This window comes from Nocardioides sp. NPDC127503 (assembly GCF_040302165.1).
In the GTDB taxonomy this organism is placed as follows: Bacteria; Actinomycetota; Actinomycetes; order Propionibacteriales; family Nocardioidaceae; genus Nocardioides.
Genome location: NZ_JBEORH010000006.1, coordinates 72,305 through 88,067, shown reverse-complemented (window position 1 = coordinate 88,067; position 15,763 = coordinate 72,305). Strand labels below are relative to the sequence as shown.

Annotated in this window: 16 protein-coding genes; 12 read left to right on the top strand and 4 right to left on the bottom strand. The window is 69.0% G+C overall.

The window, feature by feature from the left end; genetic code table 11:
• The first annotated feature begins 248 nt into the window (after positions 1–248).
• From ABTW65_RS15170 to ABTW65_RS15155, 4 genes are read left to right on the top strand one after another with little or no spacing between them, the layout of a single operon-like run.
• Positions 249–677 (top strand): TraR/DksA family transcriptional regulator, encoded by a 429-nt coding sequence (locus ABTW65_RS15170; RefSeq protein WP_160024321.1) that lies wholly within the window; start codon positions 249–251, stop codon positions 675–677.
• Positions 650–1,249, top strand: coding sequence for a signal peptidase II (lspA, locus tag ABTW65_RS15165; protein ID WP_350661397.1), 600 nt, complete (start codon positions 650–652; stop codon positions 1,247–1,249). Before ABTW65_RS15170 ends, lspA begins: the two co-directional genes overlap by 28 nt.
• Positions 1,246–2,187 carry an RluA family pseudouridine synthase gene (locus ABTW65_RS15160; RefSeq protein ID WP_350661396.1) on the top strand — a complete coding sequence of 314 codons (942 nt, stop codon included), beginning with the start codon at positions 1,246–1,248 and terminating at the stop codon, positions 2,185–2,187. The genes lspA and ABTW65_RS15160 overlap by 4 nt, the downstream gene beginning before the upstream one ends.
• Complete coding sequence (locus tag ABTW65_RS15155) at positions 2,165–2,632, top strand: GNAT family N-acetyltransferase (protein ID WP_350661393.1); 468 nt, start codon at positions 2,165–2,167, stop codon at positions 2,630–2,632. The genes ABTW65_RS15160 and ABTW65_RS15155 overlap by 23 nt, the downstream gene beginning before the upstream one ends.
• Before the next feature lies 1 nt (position 2,633).
• Here the strand turns inward: ABTW65_RS15155 and mmuM are convergent, their stop codons facing one another.
• Complete coding sequence (gene mmuM, locus ABTW65_RS15150; protein WP_350661391.1) at positions 2,634–3,497, bottom strand: homocysteine S-methyltransferase; 864 nt, start codon at positions 3,495–3,497, stop codon at positions 2,634–2,636.
• Between the two features lie 140 nt (positions 3,498–3,637).
• Here mmuM and dnaE point away from each other — a divergent pair, with 140 nt between their 5' ends.
• The 3 genes from dnaE (at position 3,638) to ABTW65_RS15135 (ending at position 9,449) form a co-directional block, all read left to right on the top strand.
• The gene (gene dnaE / locus ABTW65_RS15145) at positions 3,638–7,222 is read left to right on the top strand and encodes a DNA polymerase III subunit alpha (protein WP_350661929.1); all 3,585 of its coding nucleotides are present in this window, start codon (positions 3,638–3,640) and stop codon (positions 7,220–7,222) included.
• Positions 7,207–7,839 carry a hypothetical protein gene (locus ABTW65_RS15140; protein ID WP_350661390.1) on the top strand — a complete coding sequence of 211 codons (633 nt, stop codon included), beginning with the start codon at positions 7,207–7,209 and terminating at the stop codon, positions 7,837–7,839. Before dnaE ends, ABTW65_RS15140 begins: the two co-directional genes overlap by 16 nt.
• An 89-nt stretch (positions 7,840–7,928) precedes the next feature.
• Positions 7,929–9,449 carry a hypothetical protein gene (locus ABTW65_RS15135; protein WP_350661389.1) on the top strand — a complete coding sequence of 507 codons (1,521 nt, stop codon included), beginning with the start codon at positions 7,929–7,931 and terminating at the stop codon, positions 9,447–9,449.
• Positions 9,450–9,556: 107 nt separating this feature from the next.
• Here ABTW65_RS15135 and ybaK read toward each other — a convergent pair whose 3' ends face one another.
• From ybaK to ABTW65_RS15120, 3 genes are all read right to left on the bottom strand, one after another.
• Positions 9,557–10,057, bottom strand: coding sequence for a Cys-tRNA(Pro) deacylase (gene ybaK, locus ABTW65_RS15130; RefSeq protein ID WP_350661388.1), 501 nt, complete (start codon positions 10,055–10,057; stop codon positions 9,557–9,559).
• Positions 10,057–10,725, bottom strand: coding sequence for an LON peptidase substrate-binding domain-containing protein (locus ABTW65_RS15125; protein WP_350661387.1), 669 nt, complete (start codon positions 10,723–10,725; stop codon positions 10,057–10,059). The genes ybaK and ABTW65_RS15125 overlap by 1 nt, the downstream gene beginning before the upstream one ends.
• 75 nt (positions 10,726–10,800) lie before the next feature.
• Positions 10,801–11,556, bottom strand: coding sequence for a hypothetical protein (locus ABTW65_RS15120; protein ID WP_350661386.1), 756 nt, complete (start codon positions 11,554–11,556; stop codon positions 10,801–10,803).
• Positions 11,557–11,694: 138 nt separating this feature from the next.
• On the opposite strand from ABTW65_RS15120, the gene hisD reads away from it, so the two are divergent.
• The 5 genes from hisD (at position 11,695) to ABTW65_RS15095 (ending at position 15,758) form a co-directional block, all read left to right on the top strand.
• Complete coding sequence (hisD, locus tag ABTW65_RS15115; RefSeq protein ID WP_350661385.1) at positions 11,695–13,005, top strand: histidinol dehydrogenase; 1,311 nt, start codon at positions 11,695–11,697, stop codon at positions 13,003–13,005.
• Positions 13,002–14,096, top strand: coding sequence for a histidinol-phosphate transaminase (locus ABTW65_RS15110; protein WP_350661383.1), 1,095 nt, complete (start codon positions 13,002–13,004; stop codon positions 14,094–14,096). Before hisD ends, ABTW65_RS15110 begins: the two co-directional genes overlap by 4 nt.
• Positions 14,093–14,701 carry an imidazoleglycerol-phosphate dehydratase HisB gene (hisB, locus tag ABTW65_RS15105; protein ID WP_350661381.1) on the top strand — a complete coding sequence of 203 codons (609 nt, stop codon included), beginning with the start codon at positions 14,093–14,095 and terminating at the stop codon, positions 14,699–14,701. The genes ABTW65_RS15110 and hisB overlap by 4 nt, the downstream gene beginning before the upstream one ends.
• Before the next feature lie 79 nt (positions 14,702–14,780).
• On the top strand, positions 14,781–15,425 hold the full coding sequence (gene hisH, locus ABTW65_RS15100; RefSeq protein ID WP_350661379.1) for an imidazole glycerol phosphate synthase subunit HisH: 645 nt from the start codon (positions 14,781–14,783) through the stop codon (positions 15,423–15,425).
• A complete protein-coding gene (locus ABTW65_RS15095; protein WP_350661378.1) occupies positions 15,426–15,758 on the top strand; it encodes a hypothetical protein in 333 nt (110 codons plus the stop codon).
• Positions 15,759–15,763 lie beyond the last annotated feature (5 nt).

Sequence of the window (15,763 nt, the reverse complement as noted above, 5' to 3'; positions counted from 1 at the left end):
CCGGGCACGCACTCCGCACCGACTCGGCGGCGCGAAGTGACGGCAGGAGAAAGGGGACTCCATGTCTGTACCGATGAGGTGTCGCGACAACGCGGCAGTCGGGCGCGTCCAGGTGACGACGCCCGAGCTTTCTGGGAATACCAGCTCCTACGTCATGGCTTCCACGTCGGTGGCCACGGCGAGCGCCTAGCCAAACCTGACCAGCCTGCGGCCCGGGGGGCCGTGTCTCACACCAGAAAGCGAGTGCCGTGCCTAAGAAAGCAACCAAGACCGTCGTCTCTCCTGACCAGCTGAAGGTCAAGGACGGCGAGGACCCGTGGACCAAGGATGAGCTCAACGAGGTCATCGACGAGCTTCACGAGATGAGGGCTCACAGCCTCGAGGTGCTCACCGCTCTCGAAGCCGAGCTCTCCGGCCTGATGAAGGACTCCGGCGACGGCGCCGGCCAGGACCAGGCAGACATGGGAGCGACCAGCTTCGAGCGTGACCACGAGCTGACCGTGGTCAACAGCGAGAAGGACAAGCTGGCCCAGATCGAGCGTGTCCTGGGATACCTCGAGGACGGCTCGTACGGCATCTGTGAGTCGTGTGGGGAGCCGATCGGCAAGATGCGGCTCATGGCGTTCCCGCGTGCCACACTGTGCATGACATGCAAGCAGCGCGAGGAGCGTCGCTGAGCGACGCACATACCGGTCCTGAGTCCGACGTGCGCCCTGTTCGATGGGCAGAGTTCGCGACCGTCGCAGTGTTTCTCCTGGTCATCGACCAGATCACGAAGCTCTGGGCGGTCGCGACGCTCGTTCCCGGGCAGCCGCAGGAGCTGATCGGCTCGGTGCTCCAGCTCAACATCATCCGCAACCCCGGAGCGGCCTTCTCGACCGGGACCGGCTACACCTGGGTCTTCACGTCGCTCTCGATCGCGGCCACGATCGGTGTGCTCTGGTTCTCGCGCCGGGTGCGCCACCGGGGCTGGGCCTTCGCGCTCGGCATCCTGGTCGCCGGCATCAGCGGCAACCTGGTCGACCGGCTGTTGCGTGAGCCTGGCTTCTACGTCGGGCACGTGGTCGACTTCCTGCAGCTGCCCAACTGGCCGATCTTCAACGTCGCCGACATGTGCATCAACGTGGCCGCGGTGATGATCGTGATCCTCTCGTTCAAGGGAATCGGGCTCGACGGGTCGATCGACGGCGGCGCCGCGGACGAGTCCGAGAGCGCGTCGGACGACGAGTCCGAGGGCGAGAAGAAGTGAACTTCGGTCACGCCGACCAGCGCACGCTGCACGTCCCCGACGGTCTGGAGGGGGAGCGCGTCGACGCCGCCATGGCGCGGCTGTTCGGCCTCTCTCGAACTCGCGCGGCAGAGCTGATCGCCGAAGGGCTGGTGACCGTGGACGGCTCGGTCGTGGCCAAGAGCGACCGGGTCAGCGCCGGGTCGATGCTCGACGCGACGATCCCGTCGCAGGCCGACCCCCTCGAGATCAAGCCCGAGATCGTCGAGGGCATCAAGATCATCTACGACGACGACGCCTTCGTGGTGATCGACAAGCCCGTCGGCGTGGCTGTCCACCCCTCGCCGGGCTGGCAGGGGAAGACCGTCGTCGGCCACCTCGTCGCGGCCGGCTTCCGGATCTCCACCTCGGGGGCCAAGGAGCGCGAGGGCATCGTCCAGCGTCTCGACGTCGGCACCTCGGGCGTGATGGTGATCGCCAAGTCCGAGCACGCCTACTCCGTCCTCAAGAACGCGTTCCGGCAGCGTACGGTCGACAAGACCTACCACGCGCTGGTCCAGGGCCACCCCGACCCGCTCGAGGGGACGATCGACGCACCGATCGGGCGCAACCCGAAGTACGATTACAAGTTCGCGGTCCGCGCGGACGGGCGTCAGTCGGTGACCCACTACGAGACGCTCGAGGCGCATCGGTTCGCCTCGCTGCTCGAGATCCACCTCGAGACCGGGCGCACGCATCAGATCCGCGTCCACATGTCGGCGCTGAAGCACCCGTGCGTCGGCGACCTCACCTACGGCGCCGACCCCGCTCTGGCGCGGCGCGTCGGGGTCGAGCGGCAGTGGCTGCACGCGGTGAAGCTCGGCTTCGAGCACCCGGAGACCGGTGAGTACGTCACCTTCGAGTCGACCTACCCCGACGACCTCCAGCACGCGCTTGATGTCATCCGCGACTCCGACTGAGGCGGTGCTCCGCCCGGCGGAGTCCGAGGACATCGCCGAGATCGTCAGCACCTACGTCGAGGCACGTGCCGCCGCACCGATGCCGGCGCCCATCTACCCGGAGTCCGACATCCGCGAGTGGCTCGCGGTCAAGGTCCTGGCACCCCAGAAGGGGTCGCAGGTGTGGCTCGCGGAGGTCGACGGCGTCGTCTCTGCCTTCGTCGCCTTCACCCCGACCTGGCTCGACGACCTCTTCGTCCACCCCCGCGCCCAGGGCACCGGCCTCGGCACCATGCTGCTCGACCTGGTGAAGTCTCTGACCCCCGACGGCTTCGGCCTGTGGGTCTTCGAGATGAACACCCCCGCGCGGGCCTTCTACGCCCGCCACGGGCTGCGCGAGGTCGAGCGCACCGACGGCTCCGCCAACCAGGAGAAGACCCCCGACGTACGGATGGCCTGGCCCTGACCTACTCGCCCTTCAGGTGGTCCATCTCGGCCGCGATGAGGGCGATCTCGGCGGGTCCGACGCGGCAGCAGCCGCCGACGTACGCAGCCCCGGACCGCGCCCAGGAGAGGGCCTCTCCGGGCCGGAAGTGAGGGGTGCCGGTCCACGCGCCGTCGGCGTAGGTCTCGCCGGTGTTGGGGTAGACGACGGCCGGCTCGCCGGTGGCGCTGGCCAGTTGGACGGCGGCGGGAACGTCGGCCGGGTCGCAGCAGTTGACCCCGACGGCGACCACCGAGCGGATGCCCGCGGCCAGCGCCAGCGCGTCGGCCAGGGGCTGGTCGGCGCGGGTGCGGGTGCCGGCGCAGGAGTAGGAGAACCACACCGGGAGGCCGATGTCGTCGAGGAGGTCGACGAGCACCTCGGCCTCCTCGATGTCGGGGATGGTCTCGACGGCGATGAGGTCTGGGTCCTCGGTCTCGAGCAGGGCCAGCCGGGGCGCGTGGAAGTCACGCAGCACGGACGCCGAGACCCCGTAGCGGCCGCGGTACTCGGACCCGTCGGCCAGGTAGGCGCCATAGGGTCCGACCGAGGCGGCGACCAGGCGTCCGGGAGCCTCCTCGGCGACCTCACGCGCGACGCGTACGCTGCGGCGCAGCAGCTCGGTGGCGTACGTCTGGGTCATCCCGGCCTCCACGAAACCGGGCACGCTGGCCTGGTAGCTGGCAGTCGTGGCGACGTCGGCGCCGGCGGCGAAGTAGGCGCGGTGGACCGCGGCGATCTCCGCCGGTGACTCGTCCAGCAACCGGGCCGTCCACAGGGCTCCGGAGACGTCATGACCGCGTGCTTCCAGCGCGTTGGACAGGCCGCCATCGAGGATCGTCACCACAACGCCGATGCTACGGCCTGCCGCTGACAAAACTGTCGGTGGCGCCAGATAGTCTGTAGTCCTTCCCCCAGGTCGTCCGTTTGCAGCACGGGCTCCTGCGCCCGCTCCATCCGTTCGACCTCGAGGAGGGCTCCACGCCAATGGCGGCCGGCTCCAAGGACTCATTCGTCCACCTGCACGTCCACACCGAATACTCGATGTTGGATGGTGCCTCGCTCCTCGATGGTCTCTTCAAGCGGACCAGCGAGCTCGAGATGCCGGCGATCGCGATGACCGACCACGGCAACATGCACGGGGCCTACGACTTCTGGAAGAAGGCGAAGGCCCACGACGTCAAGCCGATCATCGGCATCGAGGCCTACATCACGCCGAACACCCCGCGCTCGGAGCGCAAGCGGGTGCGGTGGGGCAAGGGCGACCAGGCCCAGGAGGGCGGCGACGACGTCTCGGGTGGTGGCGCCTATACCCACATGACGATGTGGGCCGAGTCCACCGAGGGGATGCACAACCTCTTCCGGCTCTCCTCGCGATCCAGCCTCGAGGGCTACTACTTCAAGCCGCGGATGGACAAGGAGATCCTCGCCGAGCACTCCAAGGGGATCATCGTCTCCACCGGCTGCCCCTCGGGCGCGATCCAGACCCGGCTGCGGCTGGGTCAGTGGGACGAGGCGCTCAAGGAGGCCGGCGAGCTGCAGGACATCTTCGGGAAGGACAACGTCTTCCTCGAGCTGATGGACCACGGCATCTCCATCGAGAAGCGGGTCCGCGACGACCTGCTCAAGCTCGGCAAGGCGATGAACATCCGCCCGGTCGCGACCAACGACTCCCACTACAACAACCCCGAGGACGCCGCCGCCCACGAGGCGCTGCTGTGCGTCCAGTCGGGCAGCCGGATGACCGAGCCGCCCTACTCCAAGGGCGGCAAGCGGTTCGCGTTCGAGGGCAGCGGCTACTACATCAAGACCGCCGCCGAGATGCGCGAGCTGTGGGGCCAGCAGGACCTGATCGAGGCCTGCGACAACACCCTGCTGATCGCCGAGCGCTGCGACGTGCAGTTCACCGAGTCGACCGGTGGCTACATGGCGCTCGCCGACATCCCCGAGGGCGAGACCGAGGAGTCGTGGCTGCGCAAGGAGACCTGGCGCGGCATCGAGCTGCGCTACCCGGGCGAGAAGACGACCCAGGAGGTCCGCGACCGCGTCGAGTTCGAGATCGACGTCATCCTGCAGAAGGGCTACCCGGGCTACTTCCTGGTGGTCGCCGACTTCATCCAGTGGTCCAAGGACAACGGCATCCGGATCGGACCGGGCCGTGGTTCCGGTGCCGGCTCGATCGTCGCGTACGCACTGAGGATCACCGATCTAGACCCGCTCGAGCACGGACTCTTCTTCGAGCGGTTCCTCAACCCCGAGCGTCCCTCGATGCCCGACTTCGACATCGACTTCGACGACCATCGCCGTGGCGAGACGATCAAGTACGTCACGGAGAAGTACGGCGCGGAGAAGGTCGCCCAGATCGCCACCTTCGGGCGGATCAAGGCCAAGCAGGCGATCAAGGACGCCGCCCGCATCCTCGACCACGGCTTCGCGATCGGTGACCGGATCACCAAGGCGCTGCCGGCCGACGTGATGGGCAAGGGGGTGCCGCTCAAGGAGCTGTTCAACCCCGACCACAAGCGCTACGGCGAGGGTGGCGACTTCCGGGCGCTGCACGACACCGACCCCGACGTACGCAAGATCTACGAGACCGCGCTCGGTCTCGAGGGCCAGATCCGGCAGACCGGCATCCACGCGGCGGGCGTGATCATGGCCTCCGAGCCGATCATCGACATCGTCCCGCTGATGGAGCCCAAGCAGGACGGTCAGGTCGTCACGCAGTTCGAGTATCCGACCTGTGAGGCGCTCGGCCTGGTCAAGATGGACTTCCTGGGCCTCTCCAACCTCCACACCCTCGAGGACGCGCTGGTCAACATCCGCGCCAACCGAGACATCGACCTGGTGCTGGAGGAGGTCCCCTTCGACGACAAGCCGACCTATGAGCTGATGCAGCGCGGCGACACGCTCGGCGTCTTCCAGCTCGATGGTGGTGGCATGCGCGCGCTGCTGCGCTCGATGCTTCCCGACCGGTTCGCCGACATCACCGCGGTCTCCGCGCTCTACCGGCCCGGCCCGATGGGTGCCGACTCCCACAACAAGTACGCCCACCGCAAGAACGGCCGCGAGCCGATCGTGCCGATCCATCCCGAGCTCGAGAAGCCGCTCGCCGAGGTGCTGGGGGAGACGTACGGCCTGATCGTCTATCAGGAGCAGGTGATGTCGATCGCCCAGGTCCTGGCGGGGTTCTCGCTCGGACAGGCCGACAACCTGCGCCGCGCGATGGGCAAGAAGAAGAAGGCCGAGCTCGACAAGCAGTACGCCGGCTTCCAGGCCGGCATGCTCGAGCGCGGCTACTCCCAGAAGGCGATCGACACGATCTGGGAGATCCTGCTCCCGTTCTCCGACTACGCGTTCAACAAGTCGCACTCGGCGGCCTACGGCGTGGTCACCTACTGGACCGCCTACCTGAAGGCCAACTACCCGACCGAATACATGGCCGCGCTCTTGACCTCGGTCAAGAACGACAAGGACAAGATGGCGATCTACCTCAACGAGTGTCGCCGGATGAAGATCGCGGTGCTGCCGCCCGACGTCAACGAGTCCGCCCACGACTTCACCGCGGTCGGCAGCGACATCCGCTTCGGCCTGACCGCGGTCCGCAACGTCGGCGCCCAGGTCGTCGACGGGATCGTCGAGGCCCGCACCACGAAGGGCCGCTTCGCGGACTTCAACGACTATCTCTCCAAGGTGCCCGAGCGGGCCTGCAACAAGCGCGTGATCGAGTCGCTGATCAAGGCTGGCGCCTTCGACGACATGAAGCACCGCCGCCGCGCGCTGGTCGCGATCCACGAGACCGCGGTGGACCAGTACATCGACATCAAGCGCAACGAGGCGATCGGCCAGGACTCGCTCTTCGGCGGCCTCGACGAGGACGGCGGCGACGGCTTCGGCGTCTCGGTGGCCATCCCCGACATGGACGAGTGGGACAAGATGACCCTGCTCGGCCACGAGCGGGAGATGCTCGGCCTCTACGTCTCCGACCACCCGCTGATGGGCCTCGAGCACGTCCTCGCCAACGGCACCGACTGCACCATCGGTCAGCTGATGACCGACGAGTCCCGGCCCCACAACACCACCGTCACGGTCTCCGGGCTGGTCACCAACGTCAACCGGCGCATCACCAAGAAGGGCGACGCCTGGGCGACGGTGACCCTGGAGGACCTCGAGGGCTCGGTCGAGGTGCTGCTCTTCCCGTCGTCCTACCAGCTGGCCGCGCCGCATCTGGTCGAGGACTCGATCATCCGGGTCAAGGGGCAGCTCTCCCGCGACAAGGACCAGCCCGAGCTGCGTGGCCAGGAGGTCACCGTCCCGGACCTGACCGGCGGACCGGGTGCCGCCGGGGGACCGGTGGTGATCTCGCTGCCCTCGACGCGGTGCACGCCGCAGGTGATCGCGTCGCTGCGTGACGTACTGACCACCTATCCCGGAGTAGCCGAGGTCAGGCTACGGTTGATGACACGGGACGCGACCCGGGTCATGAAGCTCGATGACCGGCTGCGGGTGGCACCGACTCCCGAGCTGTTCGCCGACCTCAAACACCTCCTCGGACCAGGATGCCTGACAATCTGATCGTGCCGCCGCCGCCCAGTCTCTACGCGACAGGTCGCCGCTCCGCCGCCCGCCCCGACCTGTCCCGCCCGGTGCTGGTCCAGGTGGCCATCATCGTGGCCGCCTTCATCGTCGGCGGCCTGGCGGCCGGTCTCGCCGCGGCGACGCTGTGGACCCCGCCGACCGGGATGGTGCTCGAGGACAAGTGGTACCGGGGGCTCATCTCGATCGATCCGCCCGCCATCGGACAGAACATCGATCAGGGCGTCTTCGCCGCGACCGCCTGGTTCTCGGTCTGCGCGATCGTGCTCGGCCTGCTGGTCGGCATCGCGGCCGCGGTCTGGCTCAACCGCTCCGAGCTGGTCACCCTCGCCGCACTCACGGTCGGCGGTGCGATCGGCGGCGGCCTGATGCTGCTGGTCACCTCGCTGCTCTCGCCTGAGGATCCCAACGGTCTCGCCAAGGGTGCCGCCGACGGCACCGTGCTCGAGGACAGCTTCCAGCTGGCCTCGCCGTGGCTGATCCTGCTCGTCCCGGGCTCGGCGATGCTGGCGCTGATGGTGGTCTTCCTGATGTGGGCGCCGCACCCTGTCGTAGATCACGAGATCGACGGGCAGCAGGCCGGGACCGAAAGGTAAATTCGCCGGACAGTTCGCCGTCGGGCGGCGTAGATTCAACAGGTTGGACGGTTGGCACAATGCCGACCGACAGAACCTGAAAGTCACTGATGTCAGAGAACACTCCCGGTCAGAGCCCATCCGGACCGGAGGCGACAGAGATCCTCGACCTCGGCGGGAACCCTGCCGGAAAGAGCAAGAAGCCGCTGATCATCGGCGCGGCAGCCGTCGCGGGCGTCGCTGTGCTGGCGACCGCCGGCACCGTCACCGCAGTCGCACTGAGCAACGCCGGTGGCTCCCCGGCAGAGGCGTTCCCGGCCTCGACCGTCGCATATGCCGAGATCGACCTGACCGAGGCCAAGGACGCCCTGCCGACGCTGCGCAAGCTGCCTTCGCTCGAGAAGGAGCTCGGCTTGAAGCAGGGCGAGGATCCGCGCGAGACGCTGTTCACGAACGCCTGTGACGAGCTCGACTTCGCCGCGGACGTCGAGCCGTGGATCGGCTACAAGGCCGCGGTCGGCGCAGTCCCCACGGACGCGGAGCCGGTGATCGCGTTCGCCCTCCAGGTCACCGACGAGTCCGATGCGAAGGCAGGTCTTCCCAAGCTCGCCGAGTGCGGCGGCTCGGAGTCCGCGTGGGCGGTCTCCGACGGTTGGGTGCTCATCGCGGAGACCGACGAGGATCTGGCCGCGATCGAGAAGGCGGTGGAGGCCGGCACCCTGGCCGACGACGCCGGCTTCGAGAAGTGGACCGGCGACGTCGGCGGCACTGGGTTCATCACGGCGTACGCCGCCAAGGAGCTGCCCGACGCCATCGCCGACGCAGCCGAGAACGGCGCGTTCGACGAGGCCGAGGGTGAGCTTGCCGAGAACCCGATGGGTGAGATCGCGCCGATGCCCGACCCGGCCGCCCTGGCCGACACGATTCGATCGGCGATGAAGGACTTCGGTGGCGGGGCCTTCACCGTACGTGCCGACGAGACCGCCTTCGAGCTCGAGGCCGCCTCGACGGTGGGCGAGCAGGCCGAGTCCATGGAGGCCGGCACCATCGCCGGCACCCTGCCGAAGGACACCACCGCGGTGATCGCGGCCAACCCGGCCGACGGCTGGCTCACGACCGGCCTGGCCGGGAGCGGCGCCGAGGACCAGTTCACGCAGATGCTCGGGATGGCTCCCGGTGACCTCGAGAAGCTCCTCGGTGACAGCTTCGCGATCGCGGCCGGCGAGATCGACCTGAGCGCTCCGGACTCCCTGGACATCGGGATCAAGCTCGATGGTGCCGACTCGGCCGACGTCGAGAAGTTCGTGGGCGACCTCACCGCCGGCTTCGGTGCCGAGGGCATCGTCAGCGTCGACAGCGAGGGCGACGTGACGTCCGTCGGGATGGGGGACTACGGCAAGGACCTGCTCGCCGACGGTGGCCTGGCGGAGACCGACAGGTTCAAGAACGCGGTCCCCAACGCCAAGGACGCCTCCGGGGTCGTCTACGTCGACTTCGACGGTCTCGACGCGCTGGTGACGGCCGAGGCTCCCGAGGTCGCCGACGACATCGAGGCGCTCGGCCAGCTCGGCTTCAGCGCTTACTTGGACGGCGACACCTCGCGAGCCCTGGCTCGCATCACCGTCGACTGACCCATTGAGCCGAGTCGGCTCGAACTGACAGGATCCATCGCCGAGTCGGCTCGTCATGACGAGCCGACTCGGCGTGGGTTTTGGTCAGTTCGCGCCGACTGGGCGGGTCATCTGGCGATGGGGGCTGTGGTGGCGTACGTGATCTTGATCAGGTCTGCGGGGGAGAGCTCGACGTCCAGGCCGCGTCGGCCGCCGGAGACGTAGACCGAGTCGTACGTGGTCGCGGACTCGTCCAGGACGGTCGGGTGGGGACGCTTCTGGCCGACGGGTGAGATCCCGCCGGCGACGTAGCCGGTCGCACGCTCGGCCGCGGTCACTTCGGCCATCTGCGCCTTCGAGCCACCCAGCGCGCGGGCCAGGGCCTTGAGGTCGAGCTGGCCGGTGACGGGGACGATGCCGACGACGAGCTTCCCGTCCAGGGAGGCCATCAGCGTCTTGAAGACCCGCTTCGGCTCGACGCCGAGGGCCTCGGCGGCCTCCAGGCCGTAGGACTCGGCGCGCGGATCGTGCTCGTAGGGGTGCAGGGTGTAGTCGATGCCGGCCTGGGTGAGGGCGACTGTCGCCGGGGTGCCTCCGCCGGCCCGCTTCCCGGCCTGCTTCTTCGGCATCAGTTGGGGGACCACTTCGTGCGGGCGACCTCGGTCGCGGGCAGCGAGGGGATGACGTTCATCGCCTTGAGCTCGGAGCGGAGCAGATCGGTGGCCATGCCGAGGCGTATGCCGGCATCGGGGGCCTCCAGGAGCGCCTGGCGGTCGGGCATGGGCAGGGGAGTGGTGGCCGAGATGGTCCAGGAGAGGAACTCCGGGTCCTTGGGGAGCGAGCCGGAGAACGGGTCGTCGCGGAATTCCAGCAGCGCGGCCCGGTAGGCGGTGAAGGTCGCTCGTGCGGTGTCGACGATGGCGTGCGGGACCGCGACGTGATCCTCGGGGAGGTCCTCGATGTCGGCGACGGGGAAGTCGCCCGAGCTGACCAGGCTGTCCATCCGGATCCGGTCGACCGCGAGCACCTCGAGGTCGAAGGAGCCGTCGTCGTGGCGCTCCACCTCGGTGATCAGCAGCTTCACCCCGACGCGGTAGAGCGACTGGGCGCCGGTCTCACCGACCTCGTAGCCCTCGCGGATCGCGACCGAGCCGAAGTGGCGGTCCTCCTCTTCCTGGCGGAGCAGGTGGTGCACCATCGCGCGGTAGCGGTCCTCGAAGACGCGCAGCGGCAGGGTCACGCCGGGGAACAGGACCGCGTTGAGCGGGAACATGGGTAGTCGCTGGCGCTCGTTCACGGGCACCAACCTATGGGGGCCGCGGGCGTGTGCGCCCGCGAACCCCCGTGTTGTTTCAGCTGCCGACCCGAGTCGTCAGTCGTCGTAGACCGCCCGGTCGATCTTGGTGTGGTAGCGCTGACCGGCGGCGGCGCCGACGAGTGCCCCGACGAGCATCACGGCCAGTAGTGCGATGCCGGTGATCACGGCGCCCCAGCTGAGCTGGTCGGTGCTCAGCCCCACGCTGGGCAGGTCGACCTGCCGCATGATGTCGTAGCTGGTGCCGAACACCGTGCCGGCGATGGCGGCGATGATCATCATGACGATCGCCACGATCCACACGCCCAGGCCCTGTCGGCGGGCGTCGAAGCGGGACATGCGGGCGGCGACGTACCCGCCGGCGTAATAGCCGACGAACATCACCACGGCGAGCGTGATCGCCGCCGCGATACCGACCGTGCCGGACATCTCCTGCAGGTCCGTCTGGGTCCAGTTCTGGTTGGCCCCGATCGCCGAGGCGACGGCGCTGATGATCGCCCCGAGAAGTACGGTGACTCCGATGGCGACCAGCCAGCCGAAGAAGCAGGCGCCCCAGTTCATGCCTCCGTAGGTGTCGTGGAGAGCGGCACGTCGGCCCTCCTCGGCGTGGCGATGGTGCTCGACGGCGTCGCCCGCCCGCAGGGGGCCGGCCTCGCCCTCGGCGTTGTGCGGGCGCTCGACGCGGTCATCGTGGCCGACGACCGCCGGGCCACCGGGCTGGTAGTCGCGGGTCGAGGCGTGGTTCTCGTCGACGCCGGGCTGGTTCTCGTCTGCACGCTGATGTTGTCGGTGGAAAGGTCGTGTCAGTGCCATGACGATCCTCCTTTGGTGGGTCAGACGTCCGAGTACCCGGATCGGGGCGCCGTATGCGTCTCTCCGCGGCGTGTCGCGCAGCGTCCACGTGGCGTCGGCAGATCGGCTCCGGAGCCCGCCCACTCGTAGACTTGAGGCATGATCCGCCGCATCGACCTGAGGGGTGCCGACAGAGGCTCCGCTTCGACCATCGACTACCGCGCCGCCGTTCCGCGTGCCGAGTTCGACATCGAGGCGGCCACTCATGCGGTGCAGCCGATCATCGACGCCGTCCGTGAGCGGGGCCAGGAGGCGATCGCCGAGTTCTCCGAGAAGTTCGACGGCGTGCGCGTCGACGACATCCGGGTTCCGGCCGCGGCGCTGACCAAGGCCCTCGACGAGCTGGACCCGGCGATCCGGGCCGGGCTCGAGGAGTCGATCGCGCGGCTGCGTACGACCTGTGCGGCCGAGCTCGAGGAGGACGCGGTCACCGACCTGGCGCCCGGCGCCCGGGTGACGCACCGCAAGGTGCCGGTGGGGCGCGTGGGGCTCTATGTGCCTGGTGGTCTGGCTCCGCTGGTCTCCTCGGTGCTGATGAACGTCGTCCCGGCGCAGGTCGCCGGGGTGCCCTCGATCGCGCTGGCCTCGCCGCCGCAGAAAGAGTTCGGAGGCCTGCCGCAGCCGACCATCCTGGCCGCGTGCGCGCTGCTGGGTGTCGATGAGGTCTACGCCGTCGGCGGTGCCCAGGCGATCGCGATGTTCGCCTACGGAGTCGACCCGTGCGAGCGCGTCGACATGGTCACCGGTCCCGGCAACATCTACGTCGTCACCGCGAAGCGCCTGCTCAAGGGGCAGGTCGGGATCGACTCCGAGGCGGGCCCGACCGAGATCGCGATCCTCGCCGACGAGACCGCCGAGGCCGCCTACGTCGCCGCCGACCTGATCTCCCAGGCCGAGCACGACCCGCTGGCAGCCTCGGTGCTGGTCACCGACTCCGAGACGCTCGCCGCCGATGTCGAGGCCGAGCTCGACAAGCAGGTCGCCGCGACCAAGCACGTCGAGAGGATCCGTACGTCGCTGACCGGCGCGCAGTCGGGCATCGTGCTCGTCGACGACATCGACCAGGGCGTCGACGTCGTGAACGCGTACGCCGCCGAGCACCTCGAGATCCACACCGCCGACGCCGCACGCGTCGCCGGACGGATCCGCAACGCCGGCGCGATCTTCGTCGGCTCCTACGCTCCGGTGTCGCTGGGGGACTACTGCGCCGGGTCCAACCACGTGCTGCCCACCGGCGGCTGCGCCTGCCACTCCTCGGGGCTCTCGGTGCGGGCCTTCACCAAGTCGATCCACGTCGTCGACTACTCCCGCGAGGGGCTGGCCGCGGTCAAGGACCACGTGGTCACGCTCGCCGAGGCCGAGGACCTGCCGGGTCACGGCGCGGCGGTGTCGGTGAGGTTCTCCTCATGAGCTGGCCCCCGATCCGCGCCGAGCTCGCCGGGATCGAGCCCTACGGCGCTCCGCAGCTCGACGTCCCGGTCCAGCTCAACGTCAACGAGAACCCCTACCAGCCCTCCGCCGAGACGGTCGCCGACATCGCGGCCAGCGTCGGCGAGGCGGCGCGCACGCTCAACCGCTATCCCGATCGCGAGTTCGTCGCGCTGCGGGAGGGGCTGGCTGCGTACCTCTCCTCGGACGTGGAGGCGCAGATCGCGCCGGAGCAGGTGTGGGCGGCCAACGGGTCCAACGAGGTGATGCTGCAGCTGCTGCAGGCCTTCGGTGGTCCGGGGCGCACCGCGATCAGCTTCGCGCCGACCTACTCGATGTATCCGGAGTACGCCCGCGACACCAACACCGAATGGGTCGTCGGACACCGCGAGAGCGACTTCGCGATCGATCTGGAGAAGGCACGTGCGCTGGTCGAGGAGACCCGGCCCCACGTCGTACTGCTCCCGAGCCCCAACAACCCCACCGGCACCGCGCTCCCGCCGGAGGCGGTCACGGTGCTGTGCGAGGCCGTCGGAGACGGCGGCATCGTCGTGGTCGACGAGGCCTACGGCGAGTTCCGGCGGACCGGCGTGCCCTCGGCGCTGGAGCTGCTCTCCGAGCACCGCAACCTGGTGGTCACCCGAACGATGTCGAAGGCGTTCGCCGGAGCCGGGCTGCGGCTCGGCTACCTCGCGGCCGACCCGGCGATCTGTGACGCGATCCGCGTCGTACGCCTGCCCTACCACCTCTCCGCGGTCACCCAGGCGGCGGCGAGCGCGGCCCTTCGGCACGCGCCGGAGCTGCTGGGCTACGTCGCGGCTCTTCGCGAGGAGCGCGACTCCTTGGTCGAATGGCTGCGCGGGGAGGGCCTGGAGGTGGCCGACTCGGACGCCAACTTCGTCCTCTTCGGGCGCTACGCCGACCGGCACGCGGTCTGGCAGGGGCTGCTCGACCGCGGAGTGCTGATCCGCGAGACCGGGCCCGACGGATGGCTGCGGGTCTCGGTGGGGACGCCCGACGAGATGACCGCTTTCAAGCAAGCTTTGACCGATGTGAACGGAGCACGAGCATGAGCAGGATCGCCCGGATCGAGCGGGAGACCTCGGAGTCGAAGGTCGTCGTCGAGGTGAACCTCGACGGCACCGGACGGGTGGACGTCTCGACGGGGGTCGGGTTCTACGACCACATGCTGACCGCCTTCGGGCGGCACTCGCTCGTCGACCTCACCGTGCACTCCGAGGGCGACGTGCACATCGACGCCCACCACACCGTCGAGGACACTGCGATCGTCCTCGGCCAGGCACTGCGCCAGGCGCTCGGTGACAAGAAGGGCATCCGGCGCTACGGCGACGCGACCGTTCCGCTCGACGAGGCGCTCGTACGCTGCGTCGTCGACGTCTCCGGGCGGCCCTACTCGGTCCACACCGGCGAGCCGGAGGGCCAGCAGTACGTGCTGCTCGGCGGCTCGGGCGTGCCCTACCTCGGCTCCCTGACCCAGCACATCTTCGACTCCATCGCCCACCACGCCCACCTGACGATGCACGTCAACGTGCTCGCCGGGCGCGAGCCGCACCACATCGTGGAGACGCAGTTCAAGGCGTTCGCGCGGGCGTTCCGCGACGCGATCGCCTACGACCCGCGCGAGACCGGGATCCCGTCGACGAAGGGCGCACTGTGAGCGAGCGTCAGCGAGTGAACGATCGTGTCAATACAGCGCCGCGTTCGTATTCTGGCGCTTGCGCTACGGACGTGGTGCTGTGAGTGCTCCGTCGGTGGTCGTGCTCGACTACGGCTCCGGAAACGTACGCTCCGCCGTCCGTGCCGTCGAGCGCGCCGGTGCCTCGGTCGAGCTGACCGGTGACCTGGACGCCGCGATGGCGGCCGACGGGCTGCTGGTGCCCGGTGTGGGGGCGTTCGAGGCCTGCATGAAGGGCCTGCGTGCGATCCGCGGCGAGCGGATCATCGCCCGGCGGCTCGCCGGCGGACGTCCGGTCATGGGGATCTGCGTCGGCATGCAGATCCTCTTCGAGACAGGCATCGAGCACGGTGTCGAGACCGAGGGCTGTGGCGAGTGGCCCGGCGTCGTCGAGCGTATCCAGGCGCCGATCGTGCCCCACATGGGCTGGAACACGCTCGACGTGCCGTCCGGGACGTCCCTGTTCGCGGGTGTCGAGAAGGAGCGGTTCTACTTCGTGCACTCCTACGGCGTGCGCGACTGGACCCTGGTCACCAACGACCGCACCGTCGCACCGCTGGTCACCTGGGCCGAGCACGGTGGCGACCGGTTCGTGGCCGCCGTTGAGAACGGCCCGCTGAGCGCCACCCAGTTCCACCCGGAGAAGTCCGGCGACGCCGGCGCCGCGGTCCTGCGCAACTGGGTGCTTTCCCTGAAGGCGGCGTAGGTGGCCCAGACCGGAGCCCGGGCGAAGGCCCGCGCCGAGCGCGAGCGGCAGGCCGCCGAGGCCGCCGAGGAGCGGGCCGCCCAGGCGGCCAAGTCGGCCGAACGCCGGGCCCGGCGGGAGCGGTTGACCGGGTGGGTTCCCGCTCGTCGCTCACGACCGGTCAGTGCGCTCGCGGAGCGCCGGCGGCGCAACGTACGGATCCTGATCGTCGTCCTGCTCCTCCTCAACGCGCTGGTCTACCTCGTCACCGAGGACGTCGGCACGGTGGTCTTCTCCGCCATCGCGTCGGTGCTGGTCGCGCCTGTGGTCTACACGCTGCTGTTCCGCCGCTAAAGTGG

Bases quoted from the DNA above. Each gene is read 5' to 3' on its own strand.
- lspA (WP_350661397.1), top strand. From the start codon at position 650: ATGCAAGCAGCGCGAGGAGCGTCGCTGAGCGACGCACATACCGGTCCT.
- ABTW65_RS15155 (WP_350661393.1), top strand. From the start codon at position 2,165: ATGTCATCCGCGACTCCGACTGAGGCGGTGCTCCGCCCGGCGGAGTCC.
- dnaE (WP_350661929.1), top strand. From the start codon at position 3,638: ATGGCGGCCGGCTCCAAGGACTCATTCGTCCACCTGCACGTCCACACC.
- ABTW65_RS15140 (WP_350661390.1), top strand. From the start codon at position 7,207: ATGCCTGACAATCTGATCGTGCCGCCGCCGCCCAGTCTCTACGCGACA.
- ABTW65_RS15135 (WP_350661389.1), top strand. From the start codon at position 7,929: ATGTCAGAGAACACTCCCGGTCAGAGCCCATCCGGACCGGAGGCGACA.
- ybaK (WP_350661388.1), bottom strand. From the start codon at position 10,057: ATGCCGAAGAAGCAGGCCGGGAAGCGGGCCGGCGGAGGCACCCCGGCG.
- ABTW65_RS15120 (WP_350661386.1), bottom strand. From the start codon at position 11,556: ATGGCACTGACACGACCTTTCCACCGACAACATCAGCGTGCAGACGAG.
- hisD (WP_350661385.1), top strand. From the start codon at position 11,695: ATGATCCGCCGCATCGACCTGAGGGGTGCCGACAGAGGCTCCGCTTCG.
- ABTW65_RS15110 (WP_350661383.1), top strand. From the start codon at position 13,002: ATGAGCTGGCCCCCGATCCGCGCCGAGCTCGCCGGGATCGAGCCCTAC.
- hisB (WP_350661381.1), top strand. From the start codon at position 14,093: ATGAGCAGGATCGCCCGGATCGAGCGGGAGACCTCGGAGTCGAAGGTC.